Source organism: Inquilinus sp. CA228, from assembly GCF_052078665.1.
Taxonomy (GTDB): Bacteria; Pseudomonadota; Alphaproteobacteria; order DSM-16000; family Inquilinaceae; genus Inquilinus.
Map to the genome: position 1 here is coordinate 64,139 of NZ_JBQJIK010000010.1, position 22,301 is coordinate 86,439.

General features: G+C 70.6%; 20 protein-coding genes. 7 read left to right on the top strand and 13 right to left on the bottom strand.

The window, feature by feature from the left end:
• Positions 1-4: 4 nt before the first annotated feature.
• A complete protein-coding gene (locus ACTOWL_RS06700) occupies positions 5-877 on the bottom strand; it encodes a LysR family transcriptional regulator (RefSeq protein WP_441320427.1) in 873 nt (290 codons plus the stop codon).
• Positions 878-1,010: 133 nt separating this feature from the next.
• Between ACTOWL_RS06700 and bla the strand changes: the two genes are divergently transcribed.
• Positions 1,011-1,895 (top strand): class A beta-lactamase, encoded by an 885-nt coding sequence (bla, locus tag ACTOWL_RS06705; protein WP_441320428.1) that lies wholly within the window; start codon positions 1,011-1,013, stop codon positions 1,893-1,895.
• Between the two features lie 48 nt (positions 1,896-1,943).
• Here bla and ACTOWL_RS06710 read toward each other — a convergent pair whose 3' ends face one another.
• From ACTOWL_RS06710 to ACTOWL_RS06750, 9 genes are all read right to left on the bottom strand, one after another.
• On the bottom strand, positions 1,944-2,366 hold the full coding sequence (locus ACTOWL_RS06710) for an organic hydroperoxide resistance protein (RefSeq protein ID WP_441320429.1): 423 nt from the start codon (positions 2,364-2,366) through the stop codon (positions 1,944-1,946).
• 96 nt (positions 2,367-2,462) lie between these two features.
• A complete protein-coding gene (locus ACTOWL_RS06715; RefSeq protein ID WP_441320430.1) occupies positions 2,463-3,473 on the bottom strand; it encodes a heparin lyase I family protein in 1,011 nt (336 codons plus the stop codon).
• 13 nt (positions 3,474-3,486) lie between these two features.
• Entirely contained in the window at positions 3,487-4,464 is a 978-nt protein-coding gene (locus tag ACTOWL_RS06720; protein ID WP_441320431.1) for a heparin lyase I family protein, read from the bottom strand.
• Between the two features lie 45 nt (positions 4,465-4,509).
• The gene (locus ACTOWL_RS06725) at positions 4,510-5,307 is read right to left on the bottom strand and encodes an ABC transporter permease (protein WP_441320432.1); all 798 of its coding nucleotides are present in this window, start codon (positions 5,305-5,307) and stop codon (positions 4,510-4,512) included.
• Positions 5,308-5,309: 2 nt separating this feature from the next.
• On the bottom strand, positions 5,310-6,203 hold the full coding sequence (locus ACTOWL_RS06730; protein ID WP_441320433.1) for an ABC transporter permease: 894 nt from the start codon (positions 6,201-6,203) through the stop codon (positions 5,310-5,312).
• Entirely contained in the window at positions 6,200-7,252 is a 1,053-nt protein-coding gene (locus tag ACTOWL_RS06735) for an ABC transporter ATP-binding protein (RefSeq protein WP_441320434.1), read from the bottom strand. The genes ACTOWL_RS06730 and ACTOWL_RS06735 overlap by 4 nt, the downstream gene beginning before the upstream one ends.
• 66 nt (positions 7,253-7,318) lie before the next feature.
• A complete protein-coding gene (locus ACTOWL_RS06740; RefSeq protein ID WP_441320435.1) occupies positions 7,319-8,419 on the bottom strand; it encodes an ABC transporter substrate-binding protein in 1,101 nt (366 codons plus the stop codon).
• 19 nt (positions 8,420-8,438) lie between these two features.
• On the bottom strand, positions 8,439-9,608 hold the full coding sequence (locus ACTOWL_RS06745) for an aminotransferase (RefSeq protein ID WP_441320436.1): 1,170 nt from the start codon (positions 9,606-9,608) through the stop codon (positions 8,439-8,441).
• A gap of 14 nt (positions 9,609-9,622) precedes the next feature.
• Positions 9,623-10,477, bottom strand: coding sequence for a dimethylarginine dimethylaminohydrolase family protein (locus ACTOWL_RS06750; RefSeq protein ID WP_441320437.1), 855 nt, complete (start codon positions 10,475-10,477; stop codon positions 9,623-9,625).
• A gap of 116 nt (positions 10,478-10,593) precedes the next feature.
• Between ACTOWL_RS06750 and ACTOWL_RS06755 the strand changes: the two genes are divergently transcribed.
• From ACTOWL_RS06755 to ACTOWL_RS06780, 6 genes are all read left to right on the top strand, one after another.
• Positions 10,594-11,523, top strand: coding sequence for a LysR family transcriptional regulator (locus tag ACTOWL_RS06755; protein WP_441320438.1), 930 nt, complete (start codon positions 10,594-10,596; stop codon positions 11,521-11,523).
• Between the two features lie 137 nt (positions 11,524-11,660).
• Positions 11,661-12,725 carry an ABC transporter substrate-binding protein gene (locus tag ACTOWL_RS06760; RefSeq protein WP_441320439.1) on the top strand — a complete coding sequence of 355 codons (1,065 nt, stop codon included), beginning with the start codon at positions 11,661-11,663 and terminating at the stop codon, positions 12,723-12,725.
• A 183-nt stretch (positions 12,726-12,908) separates the two neighbouring features.
• Positions 12,909-14,381: an ATP-binding cassette domain-containing protein gene (locus ACTOWL_RS06765; RefSeq protein ID WP_441320440.1), complete on the top strand. Its 1,473-nt coding sequence runs from the start codon at positions 12,909-12,911 to the stop codon at positions 14,379-14,381.
• The gene (locus ACTOWL_RS06770) at positions 14,378-15,349 is read left to right on the top strand and encodes an ABC transporter permease (protein ID WP_441320441.1); all 972 of its coding nucleotides are present in this window, start codon (positions 14,378-14,380) and stop codon (positions 15,347-15,349) included. The genes ACTOWL_RS06765 and ACTOWL_RS06770 overlap by 4 nt, the downstream gene beginning before the upstream one ends.
• The gene (locus tag ACTOWL_RS06775; protein ID WP_441320442.1) at positions 15,346-16,293 is read left to right on the top strand and encodes an ABC transporter permease; all 948 of its coding nucleotides are present in this window, start codon (positions 15,346-15,348) and stop codon (positions 16,291-16,293) included. The genes ACTOWL_RS06770 and ACTOWL_RS06775 overlap by 4 nt, the downstream gene beginning before the upstream one ends.
• A 14-nt stretch (positions 16,294-16,307) precedes the next feature.
• Positions 16,308-17,243, top strand: a complete 936-nt coding sequence (locus ACTOWL_RS06780) for a Gfo/Idh/MocA family protein (protein ID WP_441320443.1) — start codon at positions 16,308-16,310, stop codon at positions 17,241-17,243.
• 195 nt (positions 17,244-17,438) lie between these two features.
• On the opposite strand, the gene ACTOWL_RS06785 is transcribed toward ACTOWL_RS06780, so the two are convergent.
• The 3 genes from ACTOWL_RS06785 to ACTOWL_RS06795 form a co-directional block, all read right to left on the bottom strand.
• Entirely contained in the window at positions 17,439-17,684 is a 246-nt protein-coding gene (locus ACTOWL_RS06785) for a hypothetical protein (RefSeq protein ID WP_441320444.1), read from the bottom strand.
• An 88-nt stretch (positions 17,685-17,772) separates the two neighbouring features.
• Positions 17,773-19,971 (bottom strand): phosphocholine-specific phospholipase C, encoded by a 2,199-nt coding sequence (locus ACTOWL_RS06790; protein WP_441320445.1) that lies wholly within the window; start codon positions 19,969-19,971, stop codon positions 17,773-17,775.
• A 79-nt stretch (positions 19,972-20,050) separates the two neighbouring features.
• Positions 20,051-22,249: a phosphocholine-specific phospholipase C gene (locus ACTOWL_RS06795; RefSeq protein ID WP_441320446.1), complete on the bottom strand. Its 2,199-nt coding sequence runs from the start codon at positions 22,247-22,249 to the stop codon at positions 20,051-20,053.
• Positions 22,250-22,301: the final 52 nt, after the last annotated feature.

The following is a 22,301-nucleotide window of genomic DNA, read 5'->3' on the forward strand; positions in this document are numbered from 1 at the left end:
CGCGCTAAGCTCCGTCGATCTCCGCCGTGATCCATCGGGCAAACGCCTGCATCGACGCCGTCTCGGTTCTCGACTTCAGGCGCGTCAGCCAATAGCTGCCCATGGACGCGGTGACGTCGAAGGGCTGGACGATCCGCCCCGCCTCGATCTCCCGGGCGAACATGGCGACGGGAACCAGGGCCACCCCGACCCCCTGCGCCGCCGCCTCCACCAGGGTCAGCGAGGAATCGAACATCCAGCCCCGCAGCTTCGGCGGCTCGATGCCGGCCGCCCGGAACCACAGGCCCCATTCGTCGACCCGGTACGATCGCAGCAGCTGCTCGTTGGCCAGGTCCGCCGGGCTGCGCAGGCGCGGAAGAAGCGACGGGGCGCAGACCGGCGACAGGGGGGCGTCCATCAGGCGCACCGCATCGGTGCCGTGCCAGGCGCCGTCGCCGAACCGGATGAACCAGTCCAGCCCGTCGAGCAGCATGTCGGCAGTGTTGTTGTTGGTCTTGATGCGCAGATCCACGAAAGGGTTCTGCTGCTTGAAGCCGTGCAGCCGCCGCAGCAGCCAGCCGGTCGCGAAGGTGGCGACCACGCCGATGGTCAGGATCTCCTGGAAATTGCCGTCCTCGAACTGGCTCAGCGTCGTGCTCATGCGCCGGAACGCGTCGGTCAGCACCGGCAGCAGCGCCAGCCCCTCATCGGTCAGGGCCAGGCCGCGCGGCAGGCGCTCGAACAGGGTCACGCCCAGCGTCTCCTCCAGCGCCTTCACCTGGTGGCTGATGGCGGTCTGCGTGACCCGCAGCTCCAGCCCCGCGCGGGTGAAGCTGCCCAGCCGGGCGGACGCCTCGAAGGCCCGCAGGGCGTTGAGCGGCATCTTCGAGACTTCCATGGTCCGATCTCTATGGCCAACATTATCTCATGTCTATGCGAAGTATTCTTCGTTTGGCTAGGGGCATGGCATCCGCTTATTCAGGGTCTCGGACAGGGCCCGTCCGGCAGCCACCCGACTCATGGAGACAGGATTGACGATCTTGGTATCGCGCCGGCTGGCGCTGGCCGGCTCTCTGCTTGCGGTTCCCGCGCTGGCCGCTCTTCCGGCGGTGGCGCAGTCCGGTGAGGACGTCGCGGCCCGGCTGACCGAGCTCGAACGCGCGCAGGGCGGCCGCCTCGGCGTCGCCGCGCTGAACCTCGCGACCGGCGCCCGCATCGGCTATCGCGCCGATGAGCGCTTCCTGCTGTGCAGCACCTTCAAGGCCCTGGCGGCGGCCTTCGTCCTCGCCCGGGTCGACCGGAAGCAGGAGCGGCTCGACCGGCGCCTGCTGGTCTCGCGCAAGGATCTCGTCGGCAAATCGGTGCTCGAGCCCCGCATCGGCGGGGCCGGCATGACGATGGCCGAGATCTGCGATGCGGCGGTGACCTACAGCGACAACACGGCGGGCAACCTGCTGCTGGCCAGCTTCGGCGGCCCGGCCGGCCTGACCGCCTTCCTCCGCTCGCTCGGCGACGAGGTCTCGCGGCTGGACCGCACCGAGCCGACGCTGAACGCCTATGCCGGGCCGGGTGATCCGCGCGACACCACGACGCCGGCGGCGATGCTGGAGACCCTGCGCAAGCTGCTGTTCGGCGATGCGCTCTCCGCCGCCTCGCGCCACCAGCTGGCGGCCTGGCTGATCACCAACAAGACCGGCGACACCCGGCTGCGGGCCGGCTTCCCGGCGGGCTGGCTGGTCGGCGACAAGACCGGGACCGGCGGCAACCCGGAAGGCAGCACCAACGACGTCGCCGTGGCCTGGCCGCCGGATCGCGGCGCGGTCATCGTCACCGCCTATTGCGAGCTGCCGTCGCAGAATTTCGAGCAGCGCAACCCGGTGGTCGCCGAGATCGGGCGGATCGTGTCGCGGGTGTGAAACGGCCGGAGCGCCGCCGGACCCATGGTGGCGCTCCGGATCTGCCGGTCAGGCGATGTGCAGCCGGACGTCGACATTGTTGCGGGTGGCGTTGGAGTACGGGCAGACGTGGTGCGCCTTTTCCACCAGCGCCTGCGCCTGGGCCTTGTCCAGCCCGGGCAGCGTGATCGTCAGGTCGACATCGATGCCGAAGCCGCCCGGGATCTCGCCGATGCCGACCTCGGCCTTGACCGAGGCGTCGGCCGGGACCGCGACCTTCTCCTTGCCCGCCACGAATTTCAGCGCGCCCAGGAAGCAGGCGGAATAGCCGGAGGCGAACAGCTGCTCCGGATTGGTGGCGCCGCCCTTGCCGCCCATCTCCTTCGGCACGGCCAGGGGCAGGTCGATGATGCCGTCGGACGACTTCGAGCGCCCGTCGCGGCCGCCGGTCGAGGTCGCGGTGGCCTTGTAGATGATCTTTTCGACAGACATTGCGCGCTCCTTGGTTGAGCCGCACCGGCGATGCGGCCAGGGGGATGACGGTACAAAGATGGGGCGGCGGCCTGAGGCTGCCACCCGGGTCCGGCGCTATCGGTCGAAGCGCCGGGGATCGACCGCGGCGAAGCTGCCGCCGCGGCTGAAATCGTCGAAGCGGACCACCAGCGGCGCCGGCGACGGGTCGCGGTAGGGCCCGAACTTGAAGTACTGGTCGCGCCCCGCCGGGGAGCCGACCGGGCCGCGCACGGTGACGACCGGCCGGCCGTCGGCCCAGACCTCGATCAGGTCGTCGGGGCGGCCGGCGACGCGCAGATGCACCACCATGTCGACCCAGGCGCCGAAGGGCGAGGGCAGCGGCGCCGTGCGGTCGATGGCGAGGCCGCGGGCGCATTCGGCGGCGGGGGCGGGTGGCGGCGACTCCAGCTCGTCGCCGCCGCCATGCAGGAAGCTGCGCGTGCCGGCGGAAAAATCCGAGAAGTCGTAGCCGTCCTGCCAGGCGATCAGCACCCGGCATTGCCGGCCGGGCGACGCGGTCGCCTGCTCCACGGTCAGGTGGAAGGCGCCGCCCTTGAAGCGCTGGGCCAGGATCGGGCTCTGGCTGCCGCTCTGCTTCCACTGGCCGACCACCAGCCGGTTGCCGCCGGCCCCGGCGTCCGGGCTGTCGATGCGGAAACTGAAGCCGAACCAGCTGTCGGTGCCCGGCGGCTCGGTCGATTGCAGCCACAGCTCGGCGCGCTGGTCGTCCTCCGGCGCGAACATCGCCCCCGGCGCGGTGTCCAGGCAGCCGCTGCGCCGGCGCTGCACCTCGGCCGGCGGGATGGCGGGCGGCATGGTCGCGTCCGGCAGCAGGGCCATGCCGGCGGCATAGCGGCCGGACCGCACCACCGTCTCCTCGATGAAGAAGCGGTTCTCCGTGCGCGGGCAGGGGGCCCAGACCTGGGGATCGATGCGGCCCGATTCGAAGCCGTCGCTGATCTCGGCGGCGGCGGCCGGTGCTGTTGTGAGGATCAGGATGGCCGGCAGCAGAAGCCGCCGCAACGGGGCTGGGAGCATGATCGTCCCGGGGGTGTCGGGCCGCGGCAGGATAGCGGACGCAGCCAAGCGGCGGGGCCTCCTATTGATCGAACCGGCGGGGGTCGACCTCTTCGAAGCTGTGGCCCAGGCCGAAATTGTCGAGATGCGCCACCACCGGGGTGTCGCCGGGGTCGCGATACGGCCCGATCTTGAAGTACTGCCGGCCGCTGTCGCGATAGCCCAGCCGGCCGCGGACCGTGACGATCTTCCGGCCATTGGCCCAGACCTCGATCAGGTCGTCCGGCTGCGCGTCGACCTTGATGTGGATCACCATGTCGACCCAGGCGCCGTAGGGCGAGGGCAGCGAGGCCTTGCGGTCGATGGTCAGGCCGGTCGCGCAATCGGTGGTGGTGTCCGGCGGCAGCCTGGCGCCGCTGGCGTCGAAGCCGTCATGCAGGAAGCTGCGATGCGGCGGGAAGTCGGAGAAGTCGTAGCCGTCCTCCCAGGCCACCAGCACCCGGCATTGCTGCAGCCGGGCCGGCCCGTCCTGCTCCACCGTCAGGTAGAATTTGCGGTTGCGGAAGCGCTGCCCCAGGAACGGGCTGTACTGCCCGGCCTGCTTCCATTGCCCGACCAGCAGGCGCCGGGCATCGGCCTCGGGCGCCGGCGGCGCGTCGATCCGGAAGCTGAAGCCGTACCACAGGTCCGTCCCCTTCGGCTCGGTCTCGCGCAGCCACAGCTCGGCCCGCTGGTCGCTGCCGGCCATGAAGTCCATGTCCCGGTCGGAATCGATGCAGCCGCTGCGCCGGTGCTCGGTGTTGACCGCCTCGACCTCGGGCGGCAGGTCCGGCGTCGGCAGCAGCGCCATGCCGGCCGAGTACCGGCCGGAGCGCGCCAGCATGTCGTCGATGAAGAAGCGCCCCTCCGGCCGGCGGCAGGGCGACCAGACCTGCGGCGGGATGCGCCCGCCCTCGAAGCCGTCGCTGAGCCGGTCGCTCATCGGATCGGCGGCGGCCGGGGTGGCGGCCAGCAGGAGGACGATCGCCGGCAGGGACCACCGCAGGAAGGCTGGAAGCATGGATCTGTCGGGCCGCCGAATCGGGAGACGAAGCGGCAGGATAGGTCAACGCGGCGGCCGGGTGGCCCCGAGAAGACGCGGCAGGTCGCCGCGCCAGGCCACCAGCGAGAACACCAGCGCCGCCACCAGCACGAACAGCACCGTCACCGAGGCCATCACCGGGGTGTAGCCGTAGCGCAGGGCGTTGAAGATCTTGATCGGCAGCGTCTCCACCGTCGACCCGGCCACCATGTAGGCGACGATGTACTCGTTCAGGCTCAGCACGAAGGCGAAGGCGTAGCCGGAGATGATGTAGGGCCGCGCCAAGGGCAGCACGATGGTGCGGAACACCGTGCGCTCGTCGGCGCCCAGCGTGCGCGCCGCCTCCACCGCCGCGCGGTCGATCGAGGCCAGGCCGAGGGCGATGTTCACCAGCGGCAGGGTGACGAAGAAGATGCCGTGCGAGACGATGGTGGCGGCGATGTGCCCGTACAGGCCGATGATCTGCCAGAAGATCAGGAAGCCCAGGGCCGAGACCACCGGCGGCAGGATGAAGGGGGCGATGCCGAGGGTGTAGAGGGCGCGGCCCCAGCGCGGGTTCCAGCGCCACAGATACCAGGCCATCGGCAGCGCGATCGACACCGACAGGGCGGCGGCCAGCACGGCGATGATCACGCTGTTGCTCAGCGCGCCGACCCATTCCGGGTCCTGCAGCATCTCGCCGTACCAGGCGACGGACAGGCCCTGCGGCGGGAACAGCAGGCGCTTCTTCTCGTTCAGCGACACGCCGATGATGACGACGATCGGCGCCAGCAGCACGGCCCCGATCAGGCCCATATAGAGGCGGGAGAGCATGCGTCCCATGGTCAGCGTCTCCGGCCCTGGCCGAGCAGCAGGGTCAGCCCGATCAGGGCCAGGCTGACCAGCACCAGGAACACCGCCAGCGCCGCGGCGAAGGGGATGTTCGACTGGTAGATCGCCTGGTCGGTGATCAGCACCGACAGGGTCCAGTGCTCCGGCTTGCCCAGCACCTGCGGCAGCACATAGCAGCCGAGGGTGAAGACGAAGACCAGGATGGCCGTGGCCAGGATCGCTTGGCGCAGCGACGGGATCACCACGGTGAAGAAGCCGCGCAGCGGCGAGGCGCCGAGGGTGCGGGCGGCCTCGGTGATCTCGGGGTCGAGGCGGTTCACCGCCGGGTACAGCATCAGCACCGAATAGGGGAAGCCGATGAAGCACAGCCCCATCAGGAGGGCGCCGAAGCTCGGCGTCCAGGCCTCGGGCGTCGAGAGGACACCGAGCGTGACCAGCAGGTTGGACAGGCCGGCCGACCGCGACAGCAGGATCGACCAGGCGAAGCCCATGATCACCTCGGACAGCGACAGGATCGACAGGATGCCGACCAGCCACGCCACCTGCGCCCGGCGGGGCGTGCGGCTGAGGCACCAGGTGAAGGGCACCGCGGCGATGACGCAGAACACGGCCGCCAGGCCGCAGATCAGCAGCGAGAAGCCCAGCACCCGGGTGAACAGCGGCGTCCAGAACCGGGCGTAGTTGTCGAGCTCGAAGGCCGGCTCGTACAGCCCGCCCTCGACCCGATGGTAGAAGCTGAACGCCACCATGATCACGAACGGGATCAGGAAGAACACGCCCAGCATCGCCGCCGGCCACAGCGCCGGCAGCCGGGCGACCAAGCCGCGGGGGGCGTTCCGGGCCGGCGCCGGCGGGGCCGATGCTGCGGTGATGGCGGGCGCGGTCATGCCGCCAGCACCACGCAGGATTCGGGGGGCAGCTCGACCGTCACGGTCTGGCCGGCGGCGATCGGCGGCAGGTCCTTGCGCGCGGCGGCGGCGACCAGCCGGGTGCCGGCGCAGTCGACATAGACCTCGACCGAATTGCCGACGTCGCGCACGAAATCGACCGTGCCGGCCACCCGGTTCGGCCCGGCCTCGCCGGCCGGGCGCAGCTGCACCTCCTCCGGCCGCACCAGCAGGGTGGCGCCGGCGCCGGAAGCGAGACCGCCCAGCCCCTCGCTCGCGGTCAGCACGGTGTCGCCGAGGCGCAGGCCCCCGCCGTCGACCCGGACCGGCAGCAGGTTGCCGGTGCCGATGAAGTCGGCGACGAAGGCATTGGCCGGGCGGCGATAGATCTCCAAGGGCGCGCCGGCCTGCTGGATCCGGCCCTGGCCCATCACCACGATCACGTCGGCCATGGTCATGGCCTCGCGCTGGTCGTGGGTGACCAGGATGGTGGTGACGCCCAGGCGCTGCTGCAGCTGCCGCAGCTCGATCTGCATCGCCTCGCGCAGCTTGGCGTCCAGCGCCGACAGCGGCTCATCCAGCAGGAACAGGCTGGGGTCGATCGCCAGGGCCCGGGCGATGGCGACGCGCTGGCGCTGGCCGCCGGACAGCTGCGAGACATGGCGGTCGGCCACGCCCGGCAGCTGCACCAGGGCCAGCAGCTCCTCCGCCCGCCGGCGCTGCGTCGCCTTGTCGGCGCCGCGGATGCGCAGGGCATAGGCGATGTTCTCGCCGACCGTCAGGTGGTCGAACAGCGCCAGCGACTGGAACACCATGCCGAAGTTGCGCTGGTGCGTCGGCACCGGGGTGACGTCGCGGCCGTCCAGCAGCAACTGGCCCTTGGTCGGGGATTCGAGGCCGGCGATGATGCGCAGCAGCGTGGTCTTGCCGCAGCCCGACGGGCCGAGGAAGCAGACCAGCTTGCCGGCCGGGACGGCCAGGTCGACATCGGTGACGGCGGTGACCCGGCCGTAATCCTTGGCGATGCCCTGGAGGCGGAGCTCGTGCATGCGGCGCGGGTCCTGTCTCGGAGGTAAAGGCCCCGGCCGCAGGGTCTGCGGCCGGGGCGTGCTCGATCAGCCGGTGATCATGCCGGTCCACTTCTCCGCGACCCAGTCGCCGCGTTCGGTGTACAGCTTGTAGTCCGGGATGATCGGCTTGACGTCGCTGGAGACGGCGGCGAACTCCTCCGCCGACAGGCTCAGGATCTCGCGCGGCACGATCGGCGCGGTGCCGACCTTGCGCGACAGCGTCTCCTGCTGCGCCGGCTGGCACATGTAGTCGATGAAGACCTGCGCCTCCTCCAGCTTTTTCGACGCCTTGCTGACGGCCCAGGAGCCGCGGTCGGACACGCCGCCCTCCTTCGGGAAGGTCGAGCGCACCGGGAAGCCGTCTTTCACCGCGAGGCCGGTGACGTCGTGATAGTACTCGCCCATCGGGATCTCGCCCGACTGCAGGGCGTTCTGGAACTGGCCCTCGTCGCGGTACCACAGCGACACGTTCGGCTTCAGCTCGGCCAGCTTGGCCAGCACGGTCTCGACGCCCTCATTGGTCGCCAGGATGTCGCTGTTGCCGCCGAAATGGGTGTGGGCGGCGATCTCCAGCAGGAAGGAGTTGCTGGCCAGCGCCATCAGCCCCAGCTTGCCCTCATTCGCCTTGTCCCACAGCGCCGCCCAGCTGGTCGGCGCATCCTTGTAGGTCTCGGTGTTGGTGACCAGGGTGATGAACCAGGCCACCGCCGCCACGCCGGCGATGCGGCCGTCATCGTATTTGTTGATGAAGTCGGGGAACACCTTCGCGGCGCCCGGCATCTTCGCCGGGTCCAGCGCCTGCCACAGGCCGGACTTGATGCCGCGCAGCATGGCCACCTGGGCCATCATCGACACGTCGGCCGGGGCCTCGCCGGCATTGGCCGCGGTCTGCAGCTGGACCAGCCAGGCCTCGCCGGTCGGCTCGCCGACGCCTTCGACCTTGATGCCGCTGGCCTTGGTGAACTCCGGGAAGACGTGCTTGCCGAAGCTCTCCTCGAAATAGCCGCCATAGGTGCCGATCTTGATGCTGCGCTCCTGCGCATGCACGAAGGGCGCCCGGCCGATCGTGGCCAGGGCGGCGCCGGCGGCGGACAGCTTCAGCAGCGTCCGCCGGCTCGGGGAAGTGCGATAGATCTCGCGGGTCATGAAACCTCCTCGTGTTTTCTTATGATGACGCTAAAGCGGCCGTCAGCCGGTCCGCGACGATCGGGGCCGCGTCGCTGCCGACATTGGCGAAGGCGACGCGCAGGAACCGGTCCTGCCCCGGCCCGAACATGCTGCCCGGCAGGGTCAGCAGATTGTGCTCCAGCGCCAGCCCGCGGGCCACCGCGACCGCGTCGCGGCCGGGGAAGGGATGCTCGAGATAGGCGAAGAAGGCGCCCAGGCTGACCAGCCGCCAGCCCTCCAGCTGCGACAGGGCGCTGCGGAATACCGTCGCCCGCTCGCGCATCGACGCGGTGTTGGTCTCGACCCAGCCGCCGAGCTGCTCCAGCCCGAACAGCGCCGCCTCCTGCCCGATGCGCGGGGCGCAGATGGCGACGCAATCCATCGCCTTCTCGATCTGCGCCATCAGCGCCGGGCCGGCGGTCAGGGCGCCGACGCGGTGGCCGGTGATCGCGAAGACCTTGGAGAAGCTGTAGAGATGGACCACCGTCGACGCCCAGTCCGGATCCGCGAACAGGTCATGCGGCCGGTCGTCGGTCGGCAGGAAGTCGATATAGGTCTCGTCCAGCACCAGGGCGATGCCACGGCGCCTGGCCAGGTCGTAGAAGGCGCGCAGCGTCTCGGCCGGATAGATCGCGCCGGTCGGGTTGTTCGGCGTCACCAGCACGATGGCGCGGGTGCGGTCGGTGATCAGCCGCGCCACCTCCTCGACATCGGGCACGCCGCCGGCATCGGGCCGGAAGGCCGGGTGCAGCGCCTCGATGCCGGTCGCGTCCAGCCACATGCGGTGGTTGAAGTAATAGGGCAGGGGCAGCACCACCTGGTCGCCGGGCCGGGCCAGCGCCGCCATGGCCAGGCAGAAGGCCTGGTTGCAGCCGGCGGTGATCGCGACATTGGCCGAGCCGATGGCGCCGCCGTAGTAGCGGGCGAAGCGTGCCGCCAGCGCCGCGCGCAGGGCCGGCAGGCCGAGGATCGCGGTGTAGCGGTGCACGGCCGGGTCGCGCAGCCGCTCGGCCAGATGTGCCGTCAGCGCCTCCGGCGGGGCATAGCCCGGCACCGCCTGGGCCAGGTCGATCAGCGGCCGGTCGGCCGGGAAGCTGCGGCCTTCGACCCAGCGCTGGGCCTCGGCGATCGGCGGCGCCGCGACCGCGGCGAGGAGAGGATTCAGCATGGTCATGGCCATGACTATACCGGATCGCGGCGCAGCGGCATGGTCATGCAATGGATGCTGCCGCCGCCGGCCGCCAGCAGGTCCAGCTCCGGCTCCAGCACCGTCAGCCCTTCGGCCCGCAGCACGGCATTCACCCGGGCGCTGTGCTTCGGTGACAGCACCCGGTCGCGGCCCAGCGCCAGCAGGTTGCAGCCCATATGCATCACCTCCTTGTAGCTGACGTCGATCAGCCGGATGCGGCGGCTGCGCAGCCAGTCCAGCAGGCCGTCGTCCAGCACCTCGGTGCAGGCCACGGCCAAGCCATCCGCGGCCATGCAGAAGATCACGTCGAGATGCAGGAAATGCTCGGGGAAGGGCTCGACCCGCGCCTCCCAGCCCTCGGCCTCGAACCAGCGGGCGAATTGCCGGGCGCCGACCTCGTTGGTGCGCTCGCCGGAGCTGCCGATCAGCACCAGCCCGGGGCGGATGATGTGGATGTCGCCGCCTTCCAGCGTGCCGTCGGTGGCATAGCGCCAGATGCCGCCATGCTGCTGGTAGAACTCGATCACCGAGGCGTATTCGCCGCGGCGCTGCGGCCGGAACAGCTGGGTCACCACCGGGCCCCAGGGCGTCACCTGGCTCGAATCCCTGGTGTAGACCTGATAGGGCAGGTGCGGCTCGATCTTGAGGTAGTGGCAGGTGACGCCGGCGCTCTCCAGCGCGTCGACCATCTGCCGGTACTGGCCCTGCACCCGCTGATGGTCATAGGCCGACCCGGCCTTCAGCGTGGCCCGGGCGATGCTGTTGGTCGGCTGCCAGGCATAGTGCTCCGGCGTCGCCAGCAGCACGTCGCGCAGCACGCCGGTCTCGGAATCCAGGGTCCAGGTCACGCGCCGCCTCGCTGTTCATCACGTTTCGTTGGCGGAAGGATGGCAAATGTCGCGGCGCTGAAAAATAGCGGCGTCGCGACGTTCACTTCGCAGATTCTCGATGTAATCTCGTCGGCATGAAGAACGTATCCGATGTCGAGCTGCGGCTGCTGCGGATCTTCGTCACCGTGGCCGATGCCGGCGGCTTCGCTGCGGCGCAGGCGGCGCTGAACCTCGGCGCCTCCACCGTCTCGACCCAGATGGCGCATCTCGAGCAGCGGCTCGGCGCCCGGCTATGCGAGCGCGGCCGCTCCGGCTTCCGGCTGACCGAGAAGGGGCGGGCGGTCTATGACGCGGCGCGCCGCCTGCTCGACTCGGTCGAGGCCTTCCGGACCGAGACCCTGGCCCTGGACGCCCGGCTGGCGGGCGACCTGCGCGTCGGGCTGGTCGACGCCACGGCGGGCGACCCGGGATCGCCGGTGATCGACGGGCTGCGCCGGTTCGGCGACCGCGATCACCGGGTGCATCTGCATCTGGCGATCGACACGCCGCCGCTGCTGGAACAGCGGCTGCTGGACGGGCGGCTCGACCTGGTCGTCAGCGCCTTCCCGCGCCACATCGCGGGGCTGGTCTACACGCCGCTCTACCGCGAAAAGCAGGTGTGCTACTGCGGTGCCGGGCACCGGCTGTTCGGTGCGCCGGACAGCCCGGACCTCCTGGCCGAGATGCGGCGCGAACGGCTGATCACGCGCGGCTACTGGAATCTCAGCGACCTGGCGCGGCTGGGCCTGTCCGAGGCATCGGCATCGGCCACGGTCGACTGCATGGAGGCACAGGCGATCCTGATCCTGTCCGGGGGCTATATCGGGTTCCTGCCGACCCACTACGCGGCGCCATGGCTGGCGGCGGGCCGGCTGTACCAGCTGTTGCCGGGTCTCTTGTCGTATGACGCGCCGTTCGAGATCGTGACCCGCAAGGGCGTCACCATCTCCCGCGCGGCGCAGCTCCTGATCCAGGATCTGCAGGCGTCGCGGCGCTCTGTCGCGGAGCCGGCATCGCGCGCCTGAGGCGGCCTGGTCAGGCCCCGGAATCGGCCGGGGAAGGGCACATTTGTTTAAAGTTTCGAACACTTGTCAATTTGTCCGATAAATCCGATAGTGCCGCCGCCGGACGCGATTCCGGACAGAATATTTCGGGAGGAACCATGCGTGGTGTGAGAAACTGGGCGCTGGCGGCGCTCCTGTGCGGCGTCGCCGCGGTGCCGGCTCATGCGGCGGACGGCGTCGCCACCGGCGACACCTCGGGCAAGAAGATCGCGCTCAGCAACAACTACGCCGGCAATTCCTGGCGCCAGGCGATGCTGAAGAGCTGGGACGAGGTCGGCAAGGCGGCGGTCGACAAGAAGCTGGTGGCCGAGGCCCCGGCCTTCACCACCGCCGACAACTCGCCGACCGACCAGGCGGCGCAGATCCAGAACATGATCCTGCAGGGCTATGACGCGATCGTGATCGACGCGGCCTCGCCGACCGCGGTCAACGGCGCGGTGAAGGAGGCCTGCGACGCCGGCATCGTCGTCGTCTCCTTCGACGGCATCGTCACCGAACCCTGCGCCTGGCGCATCGCCATCGATTTCGAGGGCATGGGCAAGGCCCAGATGGACTACCTCGCCGGCCGCATGAACGGCGGCAAGCTGCTGGAGATCCGCGGCCTGGCCGGCGTCTTCGTCGACGACGAGATCCACAAGGGCATCGAGGCGGGGGTGAAGGCCCATTCCGGCTTCTCCGTCGCCGGCTCGGTGCATGGCGACTGGACCCAGACCGTGGCCCAGCGCGAGGTCGCCGGCATCCTGCCGACCCTGCCGCAGATCGACGCGGTGGTGACCCAGGGCGGCGACGGCTACGGCGCGGCCCAGGCCTTCCAGGCGGCCGGGCGCAAGGTGCCCCTGATCATCATGGGCAACCGCTACGAGGAGCTGAAGTGGTGGAAGGAGCAGACCGCCGGCGGCTATGAGACGATGAGCCTGTCGATCGCTCCCGGCTCGGCCCAGGTCGCCTTCTGGGTGGCGCAGCAGATCCTGGCCGGCAAGGACGTGCCGAAGGACCTGCGGCTGCCGACCGTGGTGGTGGAGCAGGCCAAGCTCGACTACTGGCTAGCCCACACGCCGGAAGGCGGCGTCACCAACGCCACCTACCCGCAGGACTGGACGGTGCAGCTGATCGACGCCATCACCGCGGGGAAGGAGCTGCCGGCGACGCCGACGGAGGGGTAAGCGCGGGCCAGAGCCTATGGTCTCTGTTCTCGAGAACCTCGTAGGTTGGGTTCGCTGCAAGCGAACCCAACAAGGCCCCCGGCGACGGCTCGGACGGGATGTTGGGTTCGCGTTCGCGAACCCAACCTACGACCCGAAGTCGTTCGATCCGGGAATCCTGGGCCCGATCCGGAGCATCCGGTGATGACCGTTGTACCGATCGTCGACTTCGCCGGGGTGGCCAAGAGCTTCGGGGCGGTCCGGGCGCTGGGCGGGGTCGACCTCGCGGTGGCGCCCGGCGAATGCCTCGGCCTGGCCGGGCACAACGGCGCCGGCAAGTCGACGCTGATGAACGTCCTGGCCGGCACACTGGCGCCGGACGAGGGGCGGCTGACCGTGCTGGGCGAGGACCGCACCGGCCGCTACGCCATCGGCCCGGCCCAGGCGCTCGGCATCCGCTGCGTGTTCCAGGAGCTGTCGCTCTGCCCCAACCTGACGGTGGCGGAGAACGCCCGGATCACCCATCCCGGGCTGACCGGACCGGGCTGGCGCCGCCGCGCCGGCGATCTCATCATCGGCACGCTCGACCGCATCTTCCCCGGCCACGGCATCGCGCCGGAGGCCGAGGTGGCGGACCTGTCGATCGGCCGGCGCCAGATGGTCGAGATCGCCCGCGCCTTCAGCGTCACCGATGCGCCGCTGCACCTCGTCATCCTGGATGAGCCGACCTCCTCGCTCGACGCCGTCGCCGCCGGGCAGCTGCTGGACTATGTCCGCCGGCGGGTGGCCGAGGGCCTGTCGGTGATCCTGATCACCCACATCCTGGGCGAGATCCTGTCGACCGCCGGCCGCATCGTGGTGATGCGCGACGGCCGGGTGGTCGGCGCCTGGCAGGCGGGCGAGATCGACAAGCCCGGCTTGGTCGCCGCCATGGGCCACGCCGCCGCCACGGCCGCCGAGGCCCGGGCGGAGGTCGACCGGTCGGCGCCGATGCGGGTGCGCGTGCCGGCCGGGGCGGGGCTGGAGCTGGTGGCGCGCGAGGGCGAGATCATCGGCCTCGCCGGCCTGGCCGGGCATGGCCAGAGCCGGCTGCTGCAGCGGGTCTACGACGCCGCCACGGGATCGCGCTTCGGACTGCGCCGCGGCATGGAGGTGCGCGGCCGCGTCGCCTTCGTCGCCGGCGACCGCCAGACCGAGGGCGTGTTCCCGCTGTGGTCGATCGAGCGCAACATCACCATCCGCTCGCTGTCGGCGCTGCGCCGCTTCGGCCTGATCTCGCCCGCCGCCGAGGCCGCGCTGGGCCGGGAGTGGCAGGAGCGGATCGGCATCCGCGCCCCCGATTTGTCCGGCGGGATTCTCACCCTGTCCGGCGGCAACCAGCAGAAGGCGCTGTTCGCCCGCGCCCTCGGCTGCGACGCCGACACGGTGCTGATGGACGACCCGATGCGCGGCGTCGATGTCGGCACCAAGCACGAGGTCTACGGGCTCGTGCGGGCCCAGGCGCAGCGGGGCCGCAGCTTCCTCTGGTACACCACCGAGATGGAGGAGCTGGAGCACTGCGACCATGTCTATGTGTTCCGCAACAACCGCATCGTCGCCGATCTCAGCCGGTCGCAGCTGACCGAATCCGCCGTCCTCCAGGCCTCCTTCGCGGAAGAAGAGCGCCGCGCCTCATGACCGATCTCGTTTTGCCCCGCCCGCGTGCCCCCTGGTCCGCGCCCCTGACCCGCGCCTCGACCTGGCGGGCGCTGCTGCCCTTCCTGTCGCTGGCCGCGATCCTGGTGGCGATCTTCCTGCAGCAGCCCAGGGCGATGAGCTATTTCGGGCTGAACCTGATGCTCGGCCTGGCGATCCCGATCATGTTCGCCACCCTGGCGCAGATGTGCATGCTGACGGTCAACGACCTCGACCTCGGCATCGGCGCCTATGTCGGCTTCGTCACCTGCGTCGCCGCCACCTGGCTGGTCGACGAACCGCTGCTCGGCATCGCCGTGCTGCTCGGCGGTGTCCTGGCCTATGGCGCGGCGGGCGCGCTGATCCATTGGCGCAACGTGCCGTCGCTGGTGGTGACGCTGGGCATGAGCTTCGTCTGGCTCGGCCTCGCCATCCTGGTGCTGCCGTCGCCGGGCGGCGCCAGCCCGGCCTGGCTGCGCGCAGCGATGAGTTGGAAGCCGCCTTTCGTGCCGCTGCCGATCCTGGTCGCGGTCGCTCTGGCCGCGCTGGTGCATCTGTTCCTGATGCGCTCCGCCCTCGGCGCGGTGCTGCGCGGCGCCGGCGGCAACCCGAAGGCGATCACCCGGGCCGGCTGGTCGCTGCTGCGGATCCGGGTCGGGCTCTACGCCCTGGCCGGGGTGTTCGGGCTGCTGGCCGGGCTGTCGCTGCTGGGCCTCTCCACCTCGGGCGACGCCAACATCGCCCAGCGCTACACCCTGCTGTCGATCGCCGGCGCCATCCTCGGCGGCTGCGACTTCGTCGGCGGCCGGGTGTCGCCGGTCGGGGCGGTGACGGGCGCGCTGGTGCTGACCCTGGCCGGGTCGCTGCTGACCTTCATGCGGATCTCGCCCGACTGGCAGATCGGCGCCCAGGGCGCGATCCTGATCATCGTCCTGGCCCTCAGGGCCCTGACCAGCCGGAGGCGGCGATGACCCGGTTCTCGACCTGGACGTCGGACCGGCCCTGGCTCTGGTCCTGGGTCGGCGCGCTGCTGCTGTGGCTGGCCGTGGTCGTCATCGCCTCGGGCGAGGGCGCGGGGCAGGTGCTGACCGCCGCGCTCAGCTTCGGCGTGTTCTGCGTCGTCGTCGCCATCGGCCAGATGTTCGTGATCGCGATGGGGCCGGGCAACATCGACCTGTCGATCCCGGCCAACATCGCCCTGTCCGGCTCGGTCGGCATGATCGTGATGGCCGGGCAGGACGGCATGATCCTGCCCGGCCTGGCCGCGGCGCTGGCGTGCGGCCTCGCGGTCGGCATCGCCAACTGGGCGCTGATCCGCGGCTTCGCGATGCCGCCGATCATCGCCACCCTGTCCTCCAGCCTGGTGTTCCAGTCGGTCGCCATCGCCTATGGCCGAGGCCTGCGCATCTCGCCGCCCGACGGCTTCGCCGCCTTCACCACGGCGCAGGTGGCGGGCGTGCCGGTGATGGCGGCCGGCGGCTTCATCCTGGCCGCGATCATGGCGGTGGTGCTGCAGCGCACGATCTACGGCCGGTCGGTGCTGGCGGTCGGGCAGAACCCGCGCGCCGCCCATCTGGCCGGGGTGAAGGTCGAGCGCACCCGGTTCGTCACCTACACCCTGTCCGGCGGCTTCGCCGGCCTGGCCGGGGCGCTGATGGCCGGGTATTTCGGCGGCGCCTCGCTCGACATGGGCAAGGACTACCTGCTGAACTCGATCGCCGTGGTGGTGATCGGCGGCACCAGCGTCGCCGGCGGCCGGGCCAACCTGCCCGGGCTGTGGGGCGCGGCGCTGTTCCTGTTCCTGCTGGTGACGATGCTGAACGCGCTCGGCACCGGAACCGGGTTGCGGCTGGTGCTGACCGGCCTGATCATCATCGCCGTAATCGTCGCGGCGGGCGGCGAGAAGACGCGCTGAGACTGGAGACCCCTTTGACCACCCACAAGATCGCCGTCATCGGCCTCGGCAAGATCACCCAGGACCAGCATCTGCCGGTGATCGACAAGAGCGGCGCCTTCGAGCTGGCGGCCGTGGTCAGCACGCGCGGCCTCAGCCATGGCGGGGTGCCCAGCTACCGCACCCCGGCCGAGCTCTACGCCACCCGGCCCGACATCGGCGTCGTCGCGGTCAACACCCCGCCGGAGGTGCGCCACGCCATCGCCCGCGAGGCGCTCGAGGCCGGCCGGGACGTGCTGCTGGAGAAGCCGCCGGCGGCGACGCTGACCGAGCTTGCCGACCTCGAGGCGACGGCCGCTGCCCAGGGCCGGGTGCTGTTCGCCACCTGGCATTCGCGCTTCAACCCGGCGGTCGAGGCGGCGCGCGACCTGCTGGCCGCGGGCGTCCGCTCGGTGAAGATCGAATGGCGCGAGGATGTCCGCAAATGGCATCCGGGCCAGGATTGGGTGTGGGCGCCCGGCGGCTTCGGCGTGTTCGACCCGGGCATCAACGCGCTGTCGATCTTCACCCGCATCCTGCCGTTCACCCCCTTCGTCCGCAGCGCGGAGCTGACCTACCCGGCCAACCGGCAGACGCCGATCGCGGCCCAGATCGTGTTCGGCAGCACCGACCCGGCGGCGCCCACCCTGACCGCCGATTTCGACTGGCGCGAGCAGGGCGACGAGAAGTGGCACATGACGATCGAGACGGCGGACGGCCGCCCGGCCCGGCTGTTCAAGGGCGGCGGGGCTTTGTCGGTCGGCGGCACGGTGGTGGCCGAGGCGCCGAGCGAGGAATACGAGCGGATCTACGAGCATTTCGCCGCGCTGCTCGACGCCCGCCGCAGCGACGTCGACGGCGCCCCGCTGCGCCTGGTCGCCGACGCCATGCTGGTCGGCAAGCGGCTGACCACGGACGCGTTCGAGTGGTAGCGTCACAGGCAAGCTGAGCGTACTGCCTCTCCCGCTTGGCGGGAGAGGTCGGGCGTCCGCAGGAGGACCGGGTGAGGGCTGGCCCAGGCCTCGACAAACTCCCCTCACCCGGAGCCGCTTCGCGTCTCCGACCTCTCCCGCAAGCGGGAGAGGCAACGCGAAAGAGCCCTCGTCGATCCCGTAGGCCAGAAGGCTTCACTTGCAGGCGCAGGTGGCGCCCTGGCTGCCGAAGTTCTTGGCCACGAAGCTCTGGGCGTCCGAGAGATAGTCGAAGGCGCCGAACTGGCAGACATTGCTGCCGCGCGCGGTCTTTTCCTGCTCCAGGGTGCGCATCTCGATCTCGATCCGCCCGTCGGCGCAGAACACGCCGTACTCGCCGGCGGCCCAGGCCGGCCCCGCCGCCGCGATCAGGCCGGCAAGGCCGAGCAGAACGCCACGCATGATTGACCTCCCCCTGTCGGTTCGTTCCGCCGAGCATAGCACAGGGGAAGGGTCCGCGCCGGCCCGGAGACCGGCGCGGGACTGTCCGTCAGGCCTGGCCGAAATCGCTCATGGCGGGGTCGGACACGCTCGGGTTGCCATCCTCCATGCGCCCGGCGAAGCGGCGGGTGAACAGGGAGTCGCCGTCGATCCGCGCGGTGAAGTCGTACCACTTGCCCGACAGCAGCAGCGGCAGGTAGGCCGTCGACTGGCCATGCGGCAGCACCAGCTGACGCCAGGGGAAGTTGAACAGGCTGTAGGCATTGGCCTTCAGCGTGAACACGCAGGGGGTGCTGCCGCGGTTGCTCAGCCGCACGATCAGGCCGCCGGCACGCTTCTCGTAGCTGACCGCGATCTCCGGCACGGCCTTGCGGCCGCCGGCGACGACGGTGCCGGTGAAATGCCGGTGGAAGCCGTTCGGCCCCAGCACCCACAGGTCGTACTTGCCGTAGTCGGGCGACGTGGTCCACTCGCCGTCCAGATCCTTGCCGGCCTCGACCGAATAGCGCCGCGGCACCCGGTCGAGATGCAGCCGGTCATAGACGTGGAACACCGCGCCGGCCTTGCCGGTGTTGGCGAAGCTCAGCCGCACCCGGTTGTCGTCGGCCTCGGCATTGACGGCCAGCTCATAGGGCAGGGCGCGCGACGGGCGGATGCCGCGGTCCTGGCGCGGCGCCGCCTGGCTGGCCTCGGCCGGCACCGGCACCTGCGGCAGCGTCTCCTGCTGCGCCCGGACGGCGTCGGCCGCGGCCTTGGTCTGGCTCGGCAGCCGCGGCGGCCGCTCGCTGTTCGGGTTGAAGAAGTTGAAGGCCGAGGTCAGGTCGCCCAGGACCGCGCGGCGATAGGGCGGGATGTTCGGCTCCTGCACCTCGAAGCGACGCTCCAGGAAGCGCAGCACCGAGGTGTGGTCGAAGCTCTCGGAGCAGACCCAGCCGCCGCGGCTCCAGGGCGAGACGACGTAGCAGGGCACGCGCGGGCCCGGGCCGAAGACGCGGCCGTCCGGCTTCGGCTGGCCGGTGGTGCCGGGCGGCACCGGGTAGTTGAAGCGCTCGAAGGCGATCGCCTGGTCGGACAGGGTCGAGGCGCCGGCCGGGCTGCCGTCGGCGTTCAACGAATGCACCGTCGGCGGCGGCACATGGTCGAAGAAGCCGTCATTCTCGTCGAAATTGACGATCAGGACGGTGCGGCTCCACAGGTCCGGATCGGCGATCAGCGCCGCCAGCACCTCCTGGATGTACCAGGCGCCCTGCACCGGGCTGGACGGGCCGGGATGCTCGGAATAGGTCGCCGGCGCCACCACCCAGGACACCTGCGGCAGGCGGCCCGCCTGGATGTCGGCCCGGAACTCCTCCAGCCGGTTGCTGGAAGGGGTGGTCAGGGCGCTCTTCGGCATGGTGTTGCCGACGCCCTTGTACAGCGGCTGGGCCTGGTCCTGCGCCTGGGTCCAGGGGACGTAGGGCGCGCCGGTCGGGCCGTTGCCGACCGCCTCGCTGGCGCGGCGGTACTGCTTGAAGCCGACCAGCGGGTTGTCGCCGAAATTCTCCGGGATGTTCTGGTAGACCTTCCAGCTGACGCCGGCCTTGTGCAGCCGCTCCGGATAGGTGGTCCAGGTGTAGCCCAGGCTGGACGGGCCGAAATCGTCCCACTCGTTGACCACCGCGGCGACGCCGGCGCCGGTCGCGCCGTTGGTGCCGGTCCAGTGGTACAGCCGGTTCGGGTTGGTGCCGCCATGCAGCGAGCAGTGATAGGAATCGCAGAGGGTGAAGGCGTTGGCGAGGGCGAACTGGAAGGGAACCTCGCCCTCCTTGTAGTAGCCCATCGACTGGTTCTGCTTGTAGCGCGGCCAGTCGGTCATCCGGCCGTTCGCCCAGGCTTCCTGCGAGTCGACCCAGCTGTGCGGCGTGCCGCTGACGCGCTGGGCGTTGCCCTTCTTGGCGTCGAGGTGATACGGCATCACCACCCGGGTGCCGTTCGACTGCTGGAACACGCTGCGCCCGTTCGGCAGCGGGATGGTGAAGCGGTCGCCGAAGCCGCGGACGCCCGGGAAGGTCCCGAAATAGTTGTCGAAGGACCGGTTCTCCTGCATCAGCACGACCACATGCTCGACATCCTTGATCGAGCGGGTGGCGTTGTGCGCCGGGATGGCCAGCGCGTCGCGGATCACCGGCGGGAACATCGACAGCGCAGCGGCGCCGCCGGCGGCGGCTCCGGCCATCTTCAGGAAGTCGCGCCTGCTTTCGGATGTCATCTCAGGACTCTCCTGGCTTTTGGATCTTATTCTTATGACCGGGCGGGCCTGTCCCGCTCCGGCCGTGGGTTCGGCCGGATCAGGCGGCGCCTGTCTGGCCGAAGGCCGGGTCGGAGACGCTCGGCGTCCCGTCCTCCAGGCGACCGGCGAAGCGGCGGGCGAACAGGGCGTCGCCCTCGACCCGCACGGTCGCGTCGTACCAGCGCCCCTGCGCCAGCAGCGGCAGGCGCAGCGTCGCCTGGCCGCCGGCCGGAACCGGGTGGCGCGGCGACCCCTCGATCTCGCGATAGGCGTTGGCGGCGATGGTGAAGACGCAGGCGCGGCCGCCGCGGTTCAGCAGCCGCACCACCAGCGCGCCGGCCGGCTTGTCGTAGGCGACCACGACCTCCGGCGCCGGCTTGCCCGCGCCCAGCGCGGCGACGCTGCCGGTGAAATGCCGGTGGAAGCCGTTGGGCCCCAGCACCCACAGGTCGTACTGGCCGAAATCCGGGTCGGTCGCCCAGTCGCCGGCCAGCGACTTGCCGGCCTCGACCGTGTAGCGGCGCGGCACCCGGTCCAGGTGCAGCCGGTCATAGACATGGAACACGGCGCCGGCCGCGCCGCTGTTGGCGAAGGCCAGCCGGACCCGGCCGGGGCCGGCGTCGGCGGTCACCCCCAGCTCATAGGGCAGGGCGCGCGACAGGCGCAGGCCGGGCGATTGCTGCGGCGGCTGCTGCGCCGCCTCGCCCGGCACCGCCACCTGCGGCAGCAGCGCCTGGCCGAGGCGGATCAGGTCGGCGGCGACCTTGGTCCGGCTCGGCAGCTCCGGCGCCCGGTCGGTGTTCGGATTGTCGAAGTCGAAGGCCGAGGTCAGGTCGCCGCAGACGGCGCGGCGATGGGCGCCGATGTTCGGCTCGTGCACCCCGAACCGCGCCTCCAGGAAGCGCAGCACCGAGGTGTGGTCGAAGCTCTCGGAACAGACCCAGCCGCCGCGGCTCCAGGGCGAGACGACGTAGCAGGGCACGCGCGGGCCGGGCCCGTAGACCCGGCCGTCGGGCTGCGGCTGCCCGGTGCTGCCCGGCGGCTTCGGATGGCTGAAGTATTCCGGCGCCAGCGCCGCGGCGGACAGGGTCGAGCCGCCGGCCAGGGTGCCGTCGGGGTTGCGCGAGGCGGCGGCCGGCGGCGGCGCATGGTCGAAGAAGCCGTCATTCTCGTCGAAATTGACGATCAGGACGGTGCGGCTCCACAGCTCCGGGTTGGCCACCAGCGCCGCCAGCGTCTCCTGCACATACCAGCCGCCCTGCACCGGGCTGGACGGCGCGGGATGCTCGGAATAAGTCGCCGGCGCCACCAGCCAGGACACCTGCGGCAGCTTGCCCGCCTGGATGTCGGCGCGGAACTCGGCCAGCCGGTTGCTCAGCAGGCCGAGCCCGCTGGTCGGCATGGTGTTGGCGACGCCCTTGTACAGCGGCTGGGCCTTGTCCTGGGCTTCCCGCCAGGGGAAGAAGGGCAGGCCGTTCGGCAGGTTGCCGACCGCCTCGTTGGCCTTGCGGTACTGGCGGAACCCGGCCAGCGGGTCGTCGCCGAAATTGTCCGGCAGGTTCTGATAGACCTTCCAGGTCACGCCGGCGGCCTGCAGCCGCTCCGGATAGGTGGTCCAGGCGTAGCCCTGGCTCGACGGGCCGAGATCGGTCCATTCGTTCAGCACCGCGGCGACGCCGGCACCGGTCGGGCCGTTGCTGCCGGTCAAGTGGAACAGCCGGTTCGGGTTGGTGCCGCCGTGCAGCGAGCAGTGATAGGCGTCGCAGAGCGTGAAGGCGTTGGCGAGGGCGAACTGGAACTCCAGCTCGGTCTCCCGGTAATAGCCCATCGACTGGTTCTGCTTGTAGCGCGGCCATTCGGACAGCCGGCCGTCGGCCCAGGCGTCGTGCGCGTCGCTCCAGGTGTGCGGCGTGCCGGTCACCCGCTGCGCGTTGCCGCGGCGCTGGTCCAGGTGATACGGCATCACCACCCGGCTGCCGTTCGACTGCTGGAACACCGAGCGGCCGCCCGGCAGGGGGATGGTGAAGCGGTCGCCGAAGCCGCGGACGCCGGTGAAGGTGCCGAAGTAATGGTCGAAGGACCGGTTCTCCTGCATCAGCACCACCACATGCTCGACATCCTTGATCGAGCGCGTGGCGTTGTTGGCCGGGATCGCCAGGGCCTGGCGGATCACCGGCGGGAACGCCGCCAGCGCGGCGGCGCCGCCGGCCGCGGCGCCGGCCATCTTCAGGAAGTCGCGCCTGCTGTCGGATGTCATCCCGGCCCCCCGGAAAAAAACGCGATGCCTCGAATCCCGCTGCGACAGTGAT

Coding starts and splice junctions, on each gene's coding strand:
- ACTOWL_RS06700 (WP_441320427.1), bottom strand. CDS start 877: ATGGAAGTCTCGAAGATGCCGCTCAACGCCCTGCGGGCCTTCGAGGCG.
- ACTOWL_RS06710 (WP_441320429.1), bottom strand. CDS start 2,366: ATGTCTGTCGAAAAGATCATCTACAAGGCCACCGCGACCTCGACCGGC.
- ACTOWL_RS06720 (WP_441320431.1), bottom strand. CDS start 4,464: ATGCTTCCAGCCTTCCTGCGGTGGTCCCTGCCGGCGATCGTCCTCCTG.
- ACTOWL_RS06725 (WP_441320432.1), bottom strand. CDS start 5,307: ATGGGACGCATGCTCTCCCGCCTCTATATGGGCCTGATCGGGGCCGTG.
- ACTOWL_RS06730 (WP_441320433.1), bottom strand. CDS start 6,203: ATGACCGCGCCCGCCATCACCGCAGCATCGGCCCCGCCGGCGCCGGCC.
- ACTOWL_RS06735 (WP_441320434.1), bottom strand. CDS start 7,252: ATGCACGAGCTCCGCCTCCAGGGCATCGCCAAGGATTACGGCCGGGTC.
- ACTOWL_RS06740 (WP_441320435.1), bottom strand. CDS start 8,419: ATGACCCGCGAGATCTATCGCACTTCCCCGAGCCGGCGGACGCTGCTG.
- ACTOWL_RS06745 (WP_441320436.1), bottom strand. CDS start 9,608: ATGCTGAATCCTCTCCTCGCCGCGGTCGCGGCGCCGCCGATCGCCGAG.
- ACTOWL_RS06755 (WP_441320438.1), top strand. CDS start 10,594: ATGAAGAACGTATCCGATGTCGAGCTGCGGCTGCTGCGGATCTTCGTC.
- ACTOWL_RS06760 (WP_441320439.1), top strand. CDS start 11,661: ATGCGTGGTGTGAGAAACTGGGCGCTGGCGGCGCTCCTGTGCGGCGTC.
- ACTOWL_RS06765 (WP_441320440.1), top strand. CDS start 12,909: ATGACCGTTGTACCGATCGTCGACTTCGCCGGGGTGGCCAAGAGCTTC.
- ACTOWL_RS06770 (WP_441320441.1), top strand. CDS start 14,378: ATGACCGATCTCGTTTTGCCCCGCCCGCGTGCCCCCTGGTCCGCGCCC.
- ACTOWL_RS06775 (WP_441320442.1), top strand. CDS start 15,346: ATGACCCGGTTCTCGACCTGGACGTCGGACCGGCCCTGGCTCTGGTCC.
- ACTOWL_RS06785 (WP_441320444.1), bottom strand. CDS start 17,684: ATGCGTGGCGTTCTGCTCGGCCTTGCCGGCCTGATCGCGGCGGCGGGG.
- ACTOWL_RS06790 (WP_441320445.1), bottom strand. CDS start 19,971: ATGACATCCGAAAGCAGGCGCGACTTCCTGAAGATGGCCGGAGCCGCC.
- ACTOWL_RS06795 (WP_441320446.1), bottom strand. CDS start 22,249: ATGACATCCGACAGCAGGCGCGACTTCCTGAAGATGGCCGGCGCCGCG.